General features: G+C 71.7%; 17 protein-coding genes. 4 read left to right on the top strand and 13 right to left on the bottom strand.

Translation table 11 applies throughout. From position 1 onward, the window contains the following. Positions 1-46: 46 nt before the first annotated feature. Complete coding sequence (locus tag CTJ15_RS02290; RefSeq protein ID WP_099780996.1) at positions 47-745, top strand: IS110 family transposase; 699 nt, start codon at positions 47-49, stop codon at positions 743-745. A 457-nt stretch (positions 746-1,202) separates the two neighbouring features. Further along, on the top strand, positions 1,203-1,784 hold the full coding sequence (locus CTJ15_RS02285; RefSeq protein WP_193009563.1) for a hypothetical protein: 582 nt from the start codon (positions 1,203-1,205) through the stop codon (positions 1,782-1,784). Positions 1,785-1,855: 71 nt separating this feature from the next. Here CTJ15_RS02285 and CTJ15_RS02280 read toward each other — a convergent pair whose 3' ends face one another. From CTJ15_RS02280 to CTJ15_RS02255, 6 genes are all read right to left on the bottom strand, one after another. After that, positions 1,856-2,086, bottom strand: a complete 231-nt coding sequence (locus tag CTJ15_RS02280; RefSeq protein ID WP_099780995.1) for a hypothetical protein — start codon at positions 2,084-2,086, stop codon at positions 1,856-1,858. Positions 2,087-2,131: 45 nt separating this feature from the next. Next, the gene (locus tag CTJ15_RS02275) at positions 2,132-2,518 is read right to left on the bottom strand and encodes a hypothetical protein (RefSeq protein WP_099780994.1); all 387 of its coding nucleotides are present in this window, start codon (positions 2,516-2,518) and stop codon (positions 2,132-2,134) included. Continuing rightward, entirely contained in the window at positions 2,518-2,781 is a 264-nt protein-coding gene (locus CTJ15_RS02270; RefSeq protein ID WP_099780993.1) for a hypothetical protein, read from the bottom strand. The genes CTJ15_RS02275 and CTJ15_RS02270 overlap by 1 nt, the downstream gene beginning before the upstream one ends. 108 nt (positions 2,782-2,889) lie before the next feature. Further along, entirely contained in the window at positions 2,890-3,336 is a 447-nt protein-coding gene (gene ssb / locus CTJ15_RS02265) for a single-stranded DNA-binding protein (RefSeq protein WP_099780992.1), read from the bottom strand. A 397-nt stretch (positions 3,337-3,733) separates the two neighbouring features. Next, positions 3,734-3,967, bottom strand: a complete 234-nt coding sequence (locus tag CTJ15_RS02260; protein WP_099780991.1) for a hypothetical protein — start codon at positions 3,965-3,967, stop codon at positions 3,734-3,736. Between the two features lie 2 nt (positions 3,968-3,969). Next, the gene (locus CTJ15_RS02255; RefSeq protein ID WP_099780990.1) at positions 3,970-4,716 is read right to left on the bottom strand and encodes a hypothetical protein; all 747 of its coding nucleotides are present in this window, start codon (positions 4,714-4,716) and stop codon (positions 3,970-3,972) included. Positions 4,717-4,985: 269 nt separating this feature from the next. On the opposite strand from CTJ15_RS02255, the gene CTJ15_RS02250 reads away from it, so the two are divergent. Continuing rightward, positions 4,986-5,726, top strand: coding sequence for an ImuA family protein (locus tag CTJ15_RS02250; RefSeq protein ID WP_099780989.1), 741 nt, complete (start codon positions 4,986-4,988; stop codon positions 5,724-5,726). Here the strand turns inward: CTJ15_RS02250 and CTJ15_RS02245 are convergent. After that, positions 5,705-6,199, bottom strand: a complete 495-nt coding sequence (locus CTJ15_RS02245; RefSeq protein ID WP_099780988.1) for a hypothetical protein — start codon at positions 6,197-6,199, stop codon at positions 5,705-5,707. The two genes, CTJ15_RS02250 and CTJ15_RS02245, sit on opposite strands and share 22 nt — an antisense overlap. Positions 6,200-6,306: 107 nt before the next feature. On the opposite strand from CTJ15_RS02245, the gene CTJ15_RS02240 reads away from it, so the two are divergent. Next, positions 6,307-6,879, top strand: a complete 573-nt coding sequence (locus CTJ15_RS02240) for a hypothetical protein (protein ID WP_226945910.1) — start codon at positions 6,307-6,309, stop codon at positions 6,877-6,879. 19 nt (positions 6,880-6,898) lie between these two features. Here the strand turns inward: CTJ15_RS02240 and CTJ15_RS02235 are convergent, their stop codons facing one another. The 6 genes from CTJ15_RS02235 to CTJ15_RS02210 form a co-directional block, all read right to left on the bottom strand. Continuing rightward, entirely contained in the window at positions 6,899-8,707 is a 1,809-nt protein-coding gene (locus tag CTJ15_RS02235) for a DNA cytosine methyltransferase (RefSeq protein ID WP_099780986.1), read from the bottom strand. A gap of 86 nt (positions 8,708-8,793) precedes the next feature. Further along, the gene (locus tag CTJ15_RS02230) at positions 8,794-9,480 is read right to left on the bottom strand and encodes a hypothetical protein (RefSeq protein WP_099780985.1); all 687 of its coding nucleotides are present in this window, start codon (positions 9,478-9,480) and stop codon (positions 8,794-8,796) included. A gap of 162 nt (positions 9,481-9,642) precedes the next feature. Beyond that, positions 9,643-9,840 (bottom strand): hypothetical protein, encoded by a 198-nt coding sequence (locus tag CTJ15_RS02225; RefSeq protein ID WP_099780984.1) that lies wholly within the window; start codon positions 9,838-9,840, stop codon positions 9,643-9,645. A 170-nt stretch (positions 9,841-10,010) separates the two neighbouring features. Beyond that, positions 10,011-10,325, bottom strand: coding sequence for a hypothetical protein (locus CTJ15_RS02220; protein ID WP_099780983.1), 315 nt, complete (start codon positions 10,323-10,325; stop codon positions 10,011-10,013). Between the two features lie 64 nt (positions 10,326-10,389). Then, positions 10,390-12,147 (bottom strand): ParB N-terminal domain-containing protein, encoded by a 1,758-nt coding sequence (locus CTJ15_RS02215; protein ID WP_099780982.1) that lies wholly within the window; start codon positions 12,145-12,147, stop codon positions 10,390-10,392. 244 nt (positions 12,148-12,391) lie between these two features. Further along, positions 12,392-17,470: a DEAD/DEAH box helicase family protein gene (locus CTJ15_RS02210; RefSeq protein ID WP_099780981.1), complete on the bottom strand. Its 5,079-nt coding sequence runs from the start codon at positions 17,468-17,470 to the stop codon at positions 12,392-12,394. Between the last annotated feature and the right edge of the window lie 11 nt (positions 17,471-17,481).

Raw genomic sequence — 17,481 nt, 5'->3', positions numbered from 1 at the left:
CCGGAACGACGCCGCAGCAATTTCCGAGGCGGCCTCGCGGCCGGACATGCGCTTCGTGCCGGTAAAGTCGGCCGAGATGCAGGCCGAGGCCATGGATCTGAGCGCTCGCGATCTGCTGGTGCGGCAGCGCTCCCAGCTGGTGAGCGCCATTCGCGGGCATGCTGCGGAGCTGGGGATCATCGCTGCGAAGGGTATCTGCAACGTCGTCCCGCTACTGCAGAAGATCGCCGATAGTGACCTGCCACAAGCCGGCAAAACGATGCTGCTCCAGTTCGGGAAGTGCGTCGAGGAAATGGACGCCCATATCGCTGCCATCGATCGGCGCTTGGCTGTTCGCCACAAGGCTAATTCGGCAAGCCAGCGGCTGTCAGGAGTACCAGGGGTTGGCCCGATCACGGCATTGACCCTGGTTACCAAGATCGATCCCGGTCAGTTCAATAGCGGCCGTCACTTCGCTGCATGGCTTGGCCTCACGCCCAGGGAGCGATCGACGGGTGGCCGCACGAGGCTGAGCGGTATCAGCCGAGCTGGAAACGACCGGCTTCGGCAGTTGCTTGTGCTCGGGGCGACGGCCGTAATCAGCCACACGAAGCCCGAGCGTAAGACGGCCAATCCGTGGCTACTGAAATTGCTGGAGCGCCGGCCGCGCAAGCTCGCCGCCGTTGCCCTGGCCAACAAGATGGCCCGCATCGTGTGGGCCATGATGACGAACGAGACGGCCTACCGGCGAATGCAACCCGCCTGATCGTTCGTCGTCGCCGGAAGGGCAAAAGAGCACCAGCATAGAGATGGCAATCGGTCGAACCGACGATCAGGAAACCCCGCCTTTGAGCCAGGCAGTTACATGCCGGAGTAGTGTTTGGGGCCTGATCGGCGGAACCCATCTGGGCCAGCGGTCACCGTGCCGCATCAAACAGGCCGGACACATGACCGCACTCGCCCGTCTGCCGAACTACGCTGCATGCTCTTGCGTCCAGGGACCGTCCACACATGCTCGAAGGGCTGCCCCGGCTCGTTGCGGACGACGCCGATCCGTGACGGGTCCGGCTCGGTGGCGGGGATGCTCGAGAGGGGAACGTAGGCGGGACGGTCTTCCACGCGGAAATCTCCATAATATCTAGTTATATCAACAATTTACCTTGCGTCATGGAAAAGGCGAGCCTAGATTCCTGTTATGTTCTGGATCCGCGGAGGAGGCGGCGATGACGGAGACGGCGAAGGTGGTTCGGTTCCCGTTGCTGCGGGTGCTGCCGGCGAAGGAGGCCGAGGCGCACGAGGCGGTGCCGGACGTGCGGGTGGTGCTGCAGGTAGCGGAGGCCTTCCAACTGGAGGCGCCGGGGACTGGCCTGCGGGAGCGGGCCGAGGCGGCGGTGGCGGCGCATGTGGAGGCGAACGTGCCGCCGGAGCGCGGGGCGCGCCGGGAGGCGGCGCTGCGGGATCTGCTGTCGGACTACGCCAGCCGCGCGGAGGCGGCGCGGCTGGTGTCGGACGAGGCGTGGGCGGCCTCGGAGGCGGCGCAGGCGCGCGTGGTGGAGCTGTCGCAGCATCGTGGCGACAGCGGGCTGGAGGTGCTGCGGCGCCGGGCGGACGAGCAGAGCGGGGAGGCGGCGCGTCTGCTGCTGGAGGCCTACGAGTTGTCGGTGCAGGCCTCGGCGGCGGCGACGGTGGTGCGGCTGGCGCGGCACGGCGAGACGTGGCGGCCCGGGTCGGCGCCGGAGGTGGATGACCTGTCCTGGGCGCAGCCGGTCCGTCGGCGGGACGGCAGGATCGGCGGCGTCGCATAGTCGGGATACCTCGAAGGGATTGGACTTGCCTTGAGTCTTCCTCGCGATCGGCGGCCTGACAGGTCGCCGTATCAGGAGCCCGGGGAGGCCGCATCCTGTCGGCAGCCCGCGAGCCAGAACTCCGCCTGGCGGTCGGCGGCCACGGCGCCGCGCAGCAGGGAAGCGCGCTGGGTGGGGGAGAGGCGCGTCGCCTGGGCGTGCTCGCGCAGGGCGGCGGCCTCGGCCTGCCAGCGCCGAGCGGAGGCGAGGCAGCTGGTGATGGCGGGCGGATCGGGCCGCCCGTGGTGGGGCGTGGTCGGCATGGGGTTCTCCTAAGGGGAAAAGGACCGATAGCCGCGCGCCGACCGTCAGGCCGGCCGCGCCAGGATCGCGGGCAGTCGGGGCCGTGGGTTGCAGGGCCAGCCGAGCCCCTCGTCGTCGTGCAGCTGCAGCGTGCGGATGGCGACGGTGGCGCGCCGGCCGTCGCGCAGCGAGCGGGCAAGGGCCAGGTCGGTGCGGTTGGCGACGGCGATGCTGAGCCAGTGGCCGGTGGCGGGATCACGCCGGGCGGCGTGGTAGAAGCCGTTGAGGAAGGCCTCGACGATCCAGGGAGCACGACAGATGGCGCCGCCGCGGGTGCGGTCGCGCCAGTGGCCATCGTCCTGGAGGTAGAAGACGGCGCCGAGGGCGACGGTGCCGACGCCGAGGGGGTTGTCGCCGCCGAGGCGGCGCGGGGCGCGGTACTGGCGCAGCATCAGAAGGGGATCTCGCTCTCGTCGAAGGTCGGCAGCGGCCTCGGGGGCGCGAAGCCCGGGGTGTGGAGGCGGAAGCCGTCGCAATGGCCGCGTTCCTGCCGCACGGCCGCGAAGCGGCCGGCCGCCTCGCGCGAGACGAAGCGGTAGGGGTGGCAGGCGGTGAGGAGGTGGCAGCGGCCGTAGCTGCCGACGAAGCCTTCCTCGTGGACGTCCTCGAAGACGATGGTGGTGAGCGCGGGCGGGCGCGTCAGGGCGGTCGGCATGGCCGGGAATCCTCGCGCGCCGGTCCGACCGCGAGGCCGCCCGGCGAAGGAAGGAAAGGGATCGGGTGAAGGCTGCCGGGCGCCCCGAAGGGCGCCCGGTCGGGCCGGTCAGAACGGGACGTCGTCGTCCATGTCGCCGGCGGGCGCCTTCGCCTGGGTGGCGGTGCGCCCCGTCCGGGCACGTTCCTCCCGGCCGCCCGAGGCGGGGGCGTCGGCCAGGAAGGTGAAGGTGCCGTTGAAGGGGCGCAGCACGATCTCGGTGCTGGTGCGGTCGTGGCCCTCGCGGTCCTGCCACTTGCGGGTTTCGAGCTTGCCCTCGATGTGGACCAGCGCGCCCTTGCGGGCATACTGCGCCACGACATCGCCGAGGCCCTCGGTGAAGATCGAGACGCGGTGCCACTCGGTGCGCTCGCGGCGCTCGCCGGACTGGTCCTTCCAGGTCTCGCTGGTGGCGATGCTCAGGCTGACCACCTGGCCGCCGTTGCTGAAGCTGCGCGTCTCGGGGTCAGCGCCCAGGCGACCGATCAGCGTGACCTTGTTGAGCGAACCAGCCATCGTCGTACCCTCTTCATCTCTCTCCCCCAGGAGGCTTCCGGCCCGTGCCGGTCGTCTCTCCTCGGGTGCGGTCGACCAGAGACGCGGCGGCGGGCGGGCCTACCCCTGAGGCGTGCGAGGGAGGGGGCCGGGGTTGCGACGAAGCGGGGCCAGGCCCCGCGCGCGGCGCGGCCCCGGCGCCTGACCGAGAAGGCCGAACCGCAGGCGCTTTCCCCGGCTGCGGGGAAAGCGGGGGTAGGCCCGGCCGGCGACGTGGCTCAGACCGCGGCAACCCGAGGAGAGACGACCGGCACGGGCGGATTGACGATACAGTTCCGGCTTTCCCGTCTCCCGGACGCTCCTCCCCTCCCCCGTCCCTCCCGCTCTCATCTCCCCTTCTCGTCTCTCCTCTCTCCCATCAGGCGGCCTCGGCCGCCGCCTCCGGATCCGGGCCCTCGTCGAGGAATGCCCATTGCAGGGCGACGAGAGGGTACAGATCCGCCCACTCCATCTCTCCCTGCTCGTGCAGCACCCGCAGTTCCTCGGCCGCGGCAGCCAGCCGTGCTTCGACAGGATCGGTAGGCGGCTGTGGCTGGGCAGCGAGGAGCGGGCCGTCCGCGAGATGCGGCAGCCCGAGCAGGAAGGCGGGCATCGTCAGAGCAGCGACGGCTGGTCGCTGGCCCAGTCCGCGACGGCCGGCAGCGACGGCACGCGGACCGGCGGCGTTTGCGGCTGGTAGCGGGCCTGCAGGCGGTTGAGCAGGGCGCGTTCCGCGGCCTCCGTCTCGCGCAGGAGGGCGGCGCGGAAGCGGGCGACCAGCCCGGCATCGCGCAGCCGCCGGATCACGGCGCGCTCCAGATCGGAGAAGGTGAAGGCGGGATCGCCCCAGCACGGGTGCGCGACGAGCGCCTCCAGGAAGCGCAGCTTGTCGGCCGTGGTGGTGAAGTATTCCGCCCAGAAACCATGGACGTCGTAGTGCGCGATCATGCCGAAGTGCTGGCAGAGCACGCGGTAGAACGACTGCGTGAAGCGCCGTCGCGGAAAGTCCTCCGCGATGAAGGCCAGCAGCTGGTTGCCGAAGGTGGCCTTGGCGGCGGCGTCGTGAAACGCCGTCGCCGTGAACCCCGCCGCGCGCAGCGGCGGGGTCAGGAAGGATGCGACCGGCATGGCGTTACTTGCAGAGCGCATCGAACAGCTCGTCCGTTCGGCCGAGCCGTTCGCCAACCCGATGGCCTCGTCGAACGCCGTCCCGGCCAGGCCCATGTCGTCGCACTGGACCAGCAGGCACGAGAGGCGATCCATCGCGGCGCAGTCCTCATGGGGCGCGCTGCTCGTCCGCGCCTCCATGCAGAGACGATCGGCGAGAGGCGGGGCGTCGCAGGCATCGCGGGCATCGCACATGGCGGGCTCCTCCAGAGGCGGGTTGACGCCGGAGAGGACGGGTCCCGGGCATCCGCCCTTCGCTCCACCGCCTTCCGACCCCATCGCGACGGGCGCGTCTCGGTAACCGGGGCAAGGGCGCGCGCCTGCGCGCGGGCGGCGCCAGCCGCCCTCCCCTTGCGGCGGGCGCCGGGCCGCGGCGTGCCCTCTGCCCGCCTCCCTTACGTTCGGGTGGGTAGCGCCAGAGAATCGTTCTTGATTTGTTCGGATCATCATTCATAGCGTCGCCGATGACCGATGCTTCGGCTGCGACCATCGAACAGCCCATCGACCGCGCTGCCGTCCTCGCCGCCCTGCGCGCCCGCGTCGCGCGCATGGAACGGAACGGCGCGCCGGAGGCGGCCGGGATCGCGCTGTGCGGCACGATCGACGCTCATCTCCCCGGCGGAGGACTCGCCCGTGCCGCGCTGCACGAGGTGATAGCCGCCGATCCTGGCGCGGCGGCCGGCTTCTGCGCGCTGGTCCTGGCGCGCGCCGCGGGCACGGTGCTGTTGATCAGCCCTTCCCCCGATGCCTGGCCACCAGGTCTCGCGGCATTCGGGCTGGATCCCGCCAGCCTCGTCCTCGTGCGTGCCGAACGGCCGAGAGAAGGGCTCTGGGCCTTCGAGGAAGCGTTGCGGTGTCCCGCCGTCGCCGGAGCCCTGCTCGTGGTGCAGGGCGCAGCGCCGGACATGGTGGCGTCACGGCGCCTGCAGCTCGCGGCCGAGGCCGGCGGTGGCGTCGGCCTGCTGCTGCTGCCCGGTACGGCGCGGACGACGTCGTCGCCCGCTCGCAGCCGGTGGCATGTGGAAGCGGCGACACCGGTCCAAGGTATGCGGCCTTGCTGGCAGCTCACGTTGCTGCGCTCCGCCGGTGGCCCTGGGGGCGCCTGGTCGGTGCGATGGCGCCAGGACAGGGCGAGCCTGGAGGTCGTGAGCGATTCCCCTGTTTCATCCGCCGCCGACCGGCATCAGCCGGTGGCCTCACGATAGGTGGCGACGGCCTCATCCTCGGGCATGGTGTTGAGCCAGGCCTTTACCTTCCACCTCTCCTTCACCGCGGCCGAGCCGAGGACCTCCGCCAGCCGTTCCGGCGTCAGCACCCTGGTCTGGTAGATGCCGGGCACATCGACGCGGGTGTAGACGGCGCGGTTGCGCAGCATGCGCTTGAGGTCACGACGCACGACCCAGTTGGCCAGGAGCGCATCGACGATCCACTCGGCATCCTGGACGATCATGCGCGGCGCGTCGCCCGTCAGCGTGCCGATATCCACCGGCGGCAGCGTTCTTCCGTACTCGTCGAGGCGCAGCCGCAGGGCGTCGGGCTGCACGGTCGTGGCGCCGCCGGTCCCATGGTTCTGTGCGTACCCCTCCTTCTTCCCGTCGATCCAGATATCGGCGTGAAAGTTGCTGGTCTCCTCGCTCAGGGCCGCGCTGTAGGCGACGTTGCGAAGCTCGATCTTCATGGGAGTGTCCTGCCCCGGATCTCGCGAGGCGCCGGCCCGGCGGCTGACCCGGGTGACATGGACCGCCGCACGCATCCCGTCATCGCCTGGACCGTTGGAAGGCCACGGTGGGCGGAGGCAGCGCGATGGCGGCGGCAGGCGGAAAGGCGATCAAGGTGAACCGGGCGCCCGTGCTGACGCTCTGGGCGGCGGTGGTTGCCGAACACCTCGGCCACGACCGCGAGACCGCGATCACGCTGGGGCGGGCCGTCGCCGGCTCCAGCGCGCGCGCCAAGGCCAAGGCCATCGGCATCGCCGAGGACGGGCACGAGGGCGGTGACCTGCGCGACGCCGCGCGCCGGCAGGAAGGAAAGCGGAGGCAGCGGCCACGGGCCGTGCATCTGCTGGGCCGCGACGTGCCCGTCGTGGAGGAGAGCGGCGCGCTGCGCGCGCTCGATCACGACAAGCCGGCGTCGCCCGCCGCCGCGGCCGGCTACGTCGAGCAGGCGTTCGGCGAGGACCTCGGCGCCGTCAGGGCGGCGATGGAGACGCTGGCCGGCTCGCTGGCGCCCGAAGAGCTGAACCGGGTGGGCTTCCGGCTCTACGAACACTTCCGGCCGGAGGTCGCGGCCGGTGCCAAGGGCTGGGGCGCGAAGGGCGTGCTCGACCTCGGCCGCATTCGCGGCGCGGCGGATGAGTGACCGGCGGCCGGGTTCTGCTTCACGCCGGGTCCTGCGGCTGGCGCACCGAGAGCGCGACGGCCACCGGCCGCACCCAGATCGGGAGGGCCGAGAGCATGAAGCCCTCTCCTGACCAGGCGAGCAGCAGCGTCCGGCCCATCGTCTCGGCGATGGCCTGGGCGGCATCGGGCGGCACTGCGTTGCCGATGCGCTCGCGCCAGTCGGCATCGCTCAGCCCGTCCAGCTCGGCCTGCTCCTCCGGGTCGATCAGGGATTGCAGGGCACACAGCTCGGCGGTGGTGAAGGGCCGGTGCCAGGTCCCGTCCAGGGCACGGATACGGGCCACCACCCGCTCCGAGGCCTCCGGCAGTGCCGGGCGAGGGTCGGCGACGCTCCAGCGGCCGTTGTCGTAGCCCGCCGCCGCGCTGACGGCGCCGGTGGAAGCCTGCCACGGCACCACGCCGTAGTGGCCGGCGCCGTAGTAGTCGTCGCCCTTCTCGCGCTCCAGACGCGGCCGGGGGTCGGCCACCGCGAAGGTGCCGTTGGAGGGCAGGCTCTCGCCGGCCACGGTGCCGGCGGTGGCGTCCCAGGGCACGACACCGAGGGCGCCGGAACGGCGGACCTCGCCCCGCGGATCGGCCACGCACTGCCCGGTGCCGTGGGCCCCCGTCACGGCCCGGCCGGCGCCGTCCCAGGGCACGATGCGGAACTCGTTGGAGTGCTTCGCCGGGCCAGTGTGGCGCGGATCCGCCACGGCAAAGCCACCGGCGCCGACCGCGGCCTTGCCGATCACGACCTGGGAGGGCTGGTCGAACCGCTTGACGCCGTACTGGCCGAAGGCGGCCACCCCGTCGGCGCGGCGCGGATCGGCGACGCTGTAGGCGCCGTTCGAGGGGCCGGACCGGCCCGCCACGGTGCCGGCCGGTTCCTCCCAGCGGTTGACGCCCAGCACGCCGCCGCGCCACTCGCCACAGGGGGCAAGGGCATAGTCGCGCAGCAGCCCGTCCTCGACCGCGAGCCGGCCCAGCGAGCGCCAGTCGGACCCGGCCTCGACGAAGGCGAGCCGGACCCAGGTCGCCCAGTGGAGCATCGGCACCCGGTGCATCGGCCCCGCCGCCGGGTCGCCGGGCAGGGGCATGCGGGAGAGGACGTCGCCGACGCCGTGCAGCGAGCGCTTCGGCGGCTCGTAGAGGAAGGGCTTCACCTTGGCGGCGTGGCGGGCGACCAGCAGGAAGCGGCGGCGCGACTGCGCCAGCCCGCCCAGCTCCCCGCAGTCATGCGTCGTCTCGGCCACGGCGTAGCCGTAGGCCCGCAGCAGGCCGGTGATCTGGTCCAGGAGCGGCCGGCCGCGCGAGGCGATGCGGGGCACGTTCTCCAGCAGGATCAGCTCCACCGGATCGTCCCGGTAGGCCTCCAGCGCCAGCCAGATGCCGCGCAGCGTCAGGCGGTTCAGGGCCTGGTACTTCCGGGTCCGGCTCTTGGTCTCGCTGAGCAGGCCGGAGAAGCCCTTGCAGGGGGGCGAGGTGAACAGGACATGCGGGCGCTCGTGGCCGAAGGCCGCGCGCACGTCGTCCACGGTGGCCTCGCGCCAGCCGGCGGGCGGCTCCTGGCCGTGGAAGTCGCGGTACTGCTCGCGGTCGAACAGGTCCATGCAGGTGCCGGGCACGCCGGCGAGGCGGCCGAAGTCGCGGATCGCGGCGGCGTCCACGTCGATGCCGCCGAGGCAGCGGAAGCTCGCGGTGAGGTTGCCGACCCGGGAGGTGGCCCGGTTGAACCCCCGCGCCCCGCCGCCGAGGCCGGCGAAGAGGTGGGCGTGCAGGATGGTGGCGTGGCCGCTCGTGTCGAGCATGGTCGCGGGTCTCCGGAAACACGAACGGCAGGGCCAGGGCCCTGCCGTGCGGTCGTGCTGGGAAGGAGGAAGGGGGGGGGGGCGCGTCAGACGCTGAGCAGGGCCGCCGTGCCGGGGGCCTCGCTCACCAGCCAGCGCCGCAGGGCGGCCCGCATCTCGGGGCTGGCCGGGGGAACGGCGGCCAGCCTCGGCTCGATCAGCAGGACCTCCGCTTCTGGTGCGCTCCGCAGGTAGGCCATCCGCGCCTCGTGCTCGCCGCCGGCCCGGACCTCGGCGACGGTCTCCTCTCCCAGCCGGTCGCGGGCGGTGATCGCCCAGACGATGGCGCGAGGCGTGACGGGATCGGGCGCGGCGCCGCCGCCCGGCTCGGCCGGCGTCACGAACAGGTCCAGGCCGCGGTGGCGGGTGATGGTCTCCAGGCGGGCGTGCAGGGTCGCCGTGGCGCAGCCGGCGGCCTCCTGCATGTCGTCCCCCGCCAGATGGAGGGCGGAGAGGAGCGCGGTGCGCTCGTTGCCGCAGACCTCGACCGCATGATCGTGGACGCGGCACCAGGGCTGCTGCGCTCCGGGGGCCAGGGCGCTGCCCGCCGACCACTCCCACTGGCTCCCGGCACAGCGGACGGTGACGAGGAGCGCCTCGTTGTCGCGATGCCCGAAGCGGCGGGTGTCGTCCCCGACCGCCGGCACCTCGACCCATCCGTCGAGGGACAGGCGCAGATCCTCGGCGGCCGAGCGCAGGCAAAGCTGCATGGCCGGGGAAAGGAGAGGGGTCATGGGATGGCCTCCTCGGACGCCTATCAGGCTATCCGGAAATCGGTTTTTCGGGAAATCGGTGTTTCGTGGAATCCGGACGACGGCCTGCTGGCCATGCCCGGCGGCGGGCGGCGTTCGCAGCCCAAAGGCGATGGGCCGGCGCTTACGCAGCCGGCCCGTCGATCAGCGCCCGAAGGCGGTCTCGAACTGCTGGCGACGGTTCGGGGACAGGATTTCCATTTCCCCCAGAGCTTCGTCGAGTTCCTGGGACAGGTTCTCCCAGTCGCGCGGGAACATCGTCCACAACCCTTCTTCCAGGTCGGTGCTCATGGATCCGCAACGCTTCCAGAGGGTGTCGATCGCGTCCGGGCTGTCGGGCATGCTGTTGTCTCCTTGACCCCTGCACCCGGCCGGGACCGGCCCGGCGGGGGCAAGGGCGAGCGGAGCGAGGGAGGCGCCAGCCGACGAACCCTTGCGGCCGGCGACCGGGCGCGGCACCGGTTTCCCGATTTCCTGCTTTCCCGCTTTCCCGCTTTCCCGATCTTTGTACCTCAGAGATCATCGAGGCCTATCTCGGTGCCGGCCTCCTGGATCGCCTCGTCGGCTTCCTCGCTGGGGTGGGCACCGTCCTCATAGGCATCGCGCCAGAGCCGGTCGGGCAGGTCCATCAGACCGATCATGAGCCGTTTGGCGATGCGGAAGTTGGCGACCCGCAGGAAGCCGTAGAAGCCGAGGTGACCGCCGGCGTACTCGAACAGGCGATCATGGGTCTCCTGGACCCCTGGTGTGTGCAGGATCGGGTTCCTGCCGGCGAGCTGGAACGGCTCGCTGGCCGAGCCGCGCGCGGCGACGTCGATGAAGGCCATGGGGCTTGCCTCGTGGGTAACGTTGGCGGGGAGGGACCCGGCCGGATGGCCGGGTCCAGGAGGCTCAGGGCACGTGCGCGACGGGGGCGCTGCCCTGGCCTGGGGGTGGCGGGGCGCCGACCTCGTCCGTCTCCGTCTCGTCCTCACCTTCGTCCGGCTGCGACGGCTCCGCGTCCTCGTCCTCCTCCGTGATCTCCTCGCCCTCGATGCTCTCATCCTCGGTACGGCCGCCCCCCTTGCGGAAGGCGGCCACCTCCGCGGCGCGCGTCCGGTCCGCCGCGGCCTTGCGGCGCTCCTCGTCGGTGAACCCGAAGCGCACCAGCGGGTGCAGGAAGGTGCGGTCCTTCATCTCCGCCACGATGGCCGCGCGGGTGGCCTTGCCGGTGTTGCGCGGTGCGATGCCGTTGGCGCTCGCCGTGCGCTCGATCGCCGCTTTGCTCAGGTTGGCGAGGAACTCCTCGGTGGCCGTGGTCGGTAGCCAGGCATCGGCGTCGACCGCGATGCCGGCGATGCGCGCGACCGCGCCGGAGGAGGAGTAGCCGACCCGGCAGGACAGCGCCTGGCGGAGCATGCCGCGGGCGGCGGCGCGCAGCGCGGCCGGGTCGCTGGTGATGACGGCGCCCTCGGTGATGGAGGCGGCCAGCTCCGAGCGATGCCCGGCATACAGGTCATCGCCCTTCGCGCCGGAGCGGACGCTGACGTTCTGTCCCGCCAGGGCCAGGACGAGCAGGCCGATCAGCGTGTCGTCGGGGATCTCCGCTTCCGCGAAGGCGGCGTGCAGTGCCTCGGTCCGCAGGTCGCCCACCATGGCCTCGCCCTTCTGCGAGAGGTCGGGGCGGGTTGTCTTCGGAAGCGTGGTGACGGTCGCATCGCCGGAGGCGCGGCGCTCGGCCCGCACGGGCATCCGGAAGAGCGAGGTCTCCACCCCGAAGGTGCGGCGGTCGACGTAGTAGCCCACCGTGTCGTCAGGGCCGGGCAGGCGGTAGTAGAGGGACTGCGCGCCCTTCGGCAGCACCGGCCGGTCGTACTCGTCGAGACCGAGCAGCACGCCGCCCTCGGGGAGGTTGTTCTCCAGCCAGGCCTGTTGCGCCTGGACGAAGGCATCGGTCTGGGTGGTGTAGCGGGGATCGGTGTCGCCGGGCGCGAACAGGTCGTCCTGCCAGACGATGCCGAAGGCCTCGGCCTCGGCGGGCCCGAACTTCGCCAGGGTGAAGGGGATCCGGCGCCTGTCGAGGCCATGGGCGATCATGTGCCAGTTGGCGCGCTCGTTCCGCCTGGGCTTGTTCGACTTCCAGACCGACGCCTGCTCCTCGGCCGTGGCGAGGCCGATGGTGCGCAGCTGCTGCTCGCTCGGCATGTCGCCGCGGGCCATCTGCGTCAGCATGGCGGGCAGGATGTGGCTCATGTGCCGCAGCATCCGGACGCGCCGGACGGTGAGGTTCAGGGCGCCGGCGATGGCCTCCTCGGTCCAGTCCTCGCTGACCAGGGCCTCGATGGCGCGCCACTGGTCGACCGGGTTCATGCCCGCACGGACCATGTTCTCGGCCAGCGCCCGCACCTGGTCGGCGCCGGCCTCGTCGCCGTCCTCGCGCACCAGGACGTGGATGCTCCGGAGCCCGGCCTTGATGGCAGCGTCGCGGCGGCGATGCCCGGCGATCAGCACGAGCTTGCCCTCGACCTCGCGCGCGGTCGGCGGCTGCAGGATGCCGACCGCCTGGATGTTGGCCAGCAGCACCGCATCGGCATCCGGCGCGGTCGTGGTGCGGCGGGGATTGGCCGGGTTGTCGCGCAGCTTCTTGGGGTCGGTCTCGATCAGCTTCATGGTCGTCGGGCTCGCTCGGCTAGGGTTCTGTCCGCCCCATCCCTGGGCTGACCCCTCCCCGACGGCGCCCGGCCGGGCCCCGGCACCACGGCGGGCGAGCGGCCCTGCCCCGGCGCGGGACGCGGCCCGCGCAGCGGGGTGCGGCCGAGCGGGGCCGGGCTGCGCAGGCTGCCGTGGAGCGCAGCGGTGACGGGGCGCGGCCGGGTGCAGACCGCTCTGCTCTCCCTTCTAATTTTTCCCCTGCTCAGGCTGCCAGCGCGGCTTCCTCCTGCCCGCTGCGGGCCAGGTCCTCCTCCAGCCGCTTCATCTCGGCCCGCTTGGCCTCCAGCTCGTCCGCGAACTCGAACCCTGTCGCCAGCCGCGACTCGTAGGCTGGCAGCTGCCGCTGGGCCTCGGCCAGACGGCGCCGGTGCTCGGCCAGCTCTGCCTCGAAGCGTCCGAGGTCGTACTCCAGGCGTGACACCAGGCCCATGGCGGTGAGGTCGTCCTCGATCTGGATTTCCTGCTCCCCGCCGGTGCGGGTGAGCAGGAGGTGCAGCTCCAGCTTGGCGCCCTGCTGGTAGCGACGTGCCTCCAGCTTCAGCGGGAAGCCGCCGATGGTCCCGAGGTCCCAATCGCCCTTGCGGCCTTCGAACTGCACGGTGCGGATGACCTTCAGCAGCGCGGCGCCAGCCGGCTTGCGCTCCGCGAAGGTCCTGTCCTCCACCTCCATGCGGAAGGCCTCACCCCGGGTGGAGACCCGCCGCGCCAGGTCGGCCTCGGTGTCGGCGATCGCCTGGGTGGCCCGGCCGATGGCCGAGCGGGCCTCCGCGATGCGCCGCCGGACGGCGTGCTGATCGTCGAAGTGCGCGGCGTGCTGTCGTTCCAGCCGGGCAAGCTCGGCCTCCAGTCCGGCCTTCTGCATCAGCCGGGGGTCGCCCGAGGCGATGGCCTTGGCCATGGCGAACTGGTTGGCCTGGCTGCCGAGGTCCTCCAGCCGGCGGATCGAGCGGTCCCCGCCCAGCGCCGCCGCGATGAAGCGCGCCTTGCGCTCGTTGTTCTGCCACATCTGGGCATCCATGGAGCCCAGGGTGGCGTAGGCGTAGAGACCGATCTCCTCGTTCTGGTTGCCCTGCCGCTCGATGCGGCCCTCGCGCTGCTCGATCTCGGACGGTAGCCAGGGCACGTCGAGGTGGTGCAGAGCGGCGAGCCGGCGCTGGGCGTTCACGCCGGTCCCCATGGTGGCCGAGGAGCCCAGCACGAAGTCCATCTGGCCGTTGTTCAGGGCGTTGAACAGCGACTGCTTGGCTTCCGCCTTCTTGTAGTCCTGCATGAAGGCAATGCGCTCGGCCGGCACGCCGAGGGCGATCAGGCGCTCGCGGATCCAGCGATAGGCCGAGAAGCCCCGCGTGGCGAGCGCCCCCTCGGTGCCCAGGTCCGAGAAGATCATCTGCGCGGCGCCCGGCACCGGGTGCGGCGTGCCGTCCGGCCTGCGGTAGCGCCGGTCCCGGGTCTCCTGCCAGATGCGGAAGGCGTTCCCGATCAGCAGGTTGAGCTTGTTCTGCGGCTCGTTGTCCTGCTCGGGCACCACGAAGCGCAGGTCGATCGCGGCGTGCCGGCCGTCGGTAATGACGGAGAGCAGGATGTCCTGGCCCTTCTCGGGCTTACCCTTTCGCGCCTCGATCGCCTTGATGCGCTCGGCCAGGTGGCGTTGGTAGGCCTTGAAGGCCGGGCTGGCGGGGGCGGTGACGATCTGGCGCTTGCCGCCCGTGATCGCGGGCAGCCGCAGGTACTGCCGCAGGTCGTCCTTCAGCACCACGTCCGCGACGGAGCGGAACATGGCGATCAGGTCGGCCACGTTGACGAACTCGGAGAAGCGCGTCACCGGCTTGTAGAGGCCGGAGGGCTGCAGTTCCAGCTCGGTGCGGGTATCGCCGAAATTGGACGCCCAGGCGTCGAACTCCTGGATGCCACGCTCCTCCAGCATCTCCGGCTGCATGAAGCGCTGCAGGGTGAACATCTCGCCCAGGGTGTTGGTGATGGGCGTGCCCGAGGCCAGCACCAGCGCCCGGCCAGGATTGACGGTCGCCACGAAGCGCGACTTCACGAACAGGTCCCAGGCCCGCTGCGAGCCGTCCGGGGCGATGCCCTTGAGGCCGCCCATGTTGGTGGCGAAGGACAGCTTGCGGAACTCCTGCGCCTCGTCGGCGATCAGCTGGTCCACGCCCATCTCGGCGATGGTCAGCATGTCGTCCTTGGTGCTGGACAGGCCTTCCAGCTTCTCCTGCATGCCCTCCTTCATGCGCTCGATGCGCTTGCGGGCGATGCGGTCCTCACCGTCGAGCCGGCTCAACAGGGCCGAGTAGGCGTCGAGCTGTGCCTGCACCAGGCCGCGCTCGAACTCCGCCGGCGAGGCGATGAACTTGAACGCCGAATGGGTGATGATGATGCAGTCCCAGTTGGCGGTCGCCGCCCGGGCCAGGAAGCGGCCGCGCCTGTCCTTGCTGAAGTTGGTCTCGTCGGCCACCAGGATGCGGGCACCCGGGTAGAGCTGCAGGAACTCGCGTGAGGCCTGGGCCAGGCAGTGGCCGGGCACGGTCAGCATGGCTTTGGAGATCAGGCCGAGGCGCTTCTGCTCCATGATGGCGGCAGCGATGGTGAAGGTCTTGCCGGCGCCCACGGCGTGGGCGATGTAGGTCTGGCCGGAGGCGATGATGCGCCAGACCACGCGCTTCTGGTGGGCGCGCAGCTGGATCGCCGTGGAAGCCCCGGGCAGCTGCAGGTGCTCGCCGGAGAAGTGACGCGGCACCAGGCTGTTGAAGGCATCGTTGTAGACGCGTACCAGCCGTTCGGCGCGGTCGCCGTCGGTCCAGACCCAGCGCTCGAAGGCCCCCTTGATCTTCGCCAGCTTGTCCTTGGCCGCCTCAGTCTCCTGGGCGTTGAGCTGGCGGTGCTCGCCGTCCGCGTCGCGCCAGACGTCCCAGATCTGCGGGATGGCGGCGTTCAGGGCATCGTCCAGCAGCTCGCCGGCATGGCGGCGGTGCGTGCCCCATTCCGAGGTGGCGGACGCCTCGCCCGCGAAGCGGTGGACCTCGATGCTCCAGTGCGCCACCTCCACGGTGTGCCGCACCACGGTCCGGACCCCCATCACCTCCTGAATGAAGGCGGCGACGTCGCTGGCCGGGATCCACGGGGCGCCGAGCCGGGCAGTGATGTCGGAGGGCCGCAGGTCCTCCGGCTGCACCCGCTCCAGCGCCGCCACGTTGCGGGCGTAGCGCCCGTCCAGCACGGCGGCGGCCCTGGCGGCGGCGAGCTTGCGGCGGACGTGACCCGACAGGTACTCGTCGGCGGTCTGCCAGGCTTCGAAGCCCTCGGTGGTCAGGCCCGGATCGAGGAACACGGTCTCGCCCAGCTCGGCCAGCACCGTCGCCCGGTCGCGCCCGAGCAGCTCGGCGATGTGGTCGAGATCCACGGTCCCGCGCTCGGCCAGCGTCACCGCCAGGGCGTCGGCGGCCGAGACGATGACCGGCTCGGCCGGGGCGTGGATCACCCGGTCGGTGAAGATCGGGCCCCGGCTCGCGGTGCCCGTCTCCAGGTCGTACTCCTCGATGGAGGAGACCAGCCAGCTGTCGGGATCATCGAGGAAGGGCTGCAGGTTGGGCCGGCGCACGCTCTCGCGCACCTCCCCCGTCGCCTCGTCGGTGCTGGTCGAGACGGTGGTGAGGTTGATCGGTCCGAAGGCGCGCACGAAGCTGCCATAGGCGGCGCGCAGCCGCACCTGGGCGGCGCCGAACGGCTCGTCCGCCTCCTGGGCGCGGATCACCTCGCGCACGGCGTCGCGGACCGGGATCAGGCCGCGGATGATGCGGGCGTGCTTGGCAAAGAGGCCGACCGTGCCCTTGCCGGACTTCACCGCCACCTCCTCGGCGCGGCCGTCCACCACCTGCAGCAGCGTCCCGCCCTGGCCGAGCAGGTAGGAGCCTTCCTTGATCGTGGCGCCCTCGGCGGCGGTGCCGACCAGCAGACTTGGCTTCGCGGTCCGCACGGGCGCCGTGGCCGTCGCCGGGGGCTGGTGGATGCCTTCGGGCAGCCGGGCGATGGCCTCGGCCAGGGCGGCGTCGAGGTCGCGGCCGTCGCGGGCGCAGTCATAGGCGAGGCCGAACGGCCCGCTGGTCCAGCCATGGCGGCCGAGCACCATCTCCGGGTGCGCCGCGAAGCAGGCATTGGCGTGGATGGCGGCCTCGCCGTCGGTTGCCGGGACCACCTCGGCGAGATGCGCCCACTCCACCCCGTTCGGGGCGGCGCCGCGCTCGCGGCGCTGCAGGAAGAGGATGTCCACCACCACGTCGGTGCCGGCCGCCGCCGCGAAGGAGCCCGCCGGTAGGCGGATGGCGCCCACCAGGTCGGCCATGCCGGCGATGTGCTCGCGCGCCTTCGGGTCCACCTTGTCCAGCGTGCCGTGGCTGGTGACGAAGGCGGCCAGCCCGCCGGGCCGCAGGCGCTCCACGGCGCGGGCGATGAAGTAGTCGTGCAGCTTGAGGCCGAGCCGGCCAGCCGGGTCTTCGGCGCGCACGGTGCGGTCGGAGAAGGGCGGATTGCCGATGGCGAGGTCGTAATTCTCGACCAGCTTCGCGCGGCAGAAATCCTCGTTGCGGATCCAGGCCTTGGGGTAGAGCAGCGCGGCGATGCGGGCGGTCACCGGGTCCATCTCGATGCCGGTGACGGCCGAGCAGTCCTCGATCGCCTCCGGCCGCAGGGCCAGGAACTGGCCGGTGCCGCAGCCCGGCTCCAGGATGGCACCGCGCCGGAAGCCCATGCGGCGCAGGCCGGCCCAGACCGCCCGCACGATGTATTCCGGGGTGAAGTGGGCATATTGCGTGCAGCGGCTGAGAGAGGCGTGCTCGCTGGCCGACACCGCCTGCTCCAGCCCGTCACCCTGCTCGGCCCAGCCGTCGCGCCAGGCCTCACCGGGGCGGCGGAACAGGGCGTTGGCCAGGTCGCTGGCGCCGTAGCCGACGAAGCGCGCCAGGATCGCCTGCTCCTCGGTCGTGGCCGGCCGGGTCTCACCCTCGATCCGCTGCATCAGGCGGATGGCTGCGAGGTTGTCGGCCGCGCGGGCCTTCCAGCCGGCCGCGAGGCCGCGCTCGCCGGCGAGGCGGAAGTCCCGGGCCACCACGCGGGGGATCGCGGGCGCGAGCGGCGCCGGCGCGCCCTCCTCCTCGTCGTCCTCGCCCCCCACCGAAGGCAGCAGGCCGCCGCCTCCATCGCCGAACAGCGAGAAGGGCAAGGTCAGGGCGGTGGTGTCGAACAGGCTGAGCTGGGAGGACGGGGCGGCCTTGGCCATGGGATCGGCTC

Source organism: Roseomonas sp. FDAARGOS_362 (genome assembly GCF_002754815.1).
GTDB classification, from domain to species: domain Bacteria; phylum Pseudomonadota; class Alphaproteobacteria; order Acetobacterales; family Acetobacteraceae; genus Roseomonas; species Roseomonas mucosa.
The sequence above is the reverse complement of the archived record's forward strand: the minus strand, read 5'-3'. Positions and strand labels throughout refer to the sequence as shown.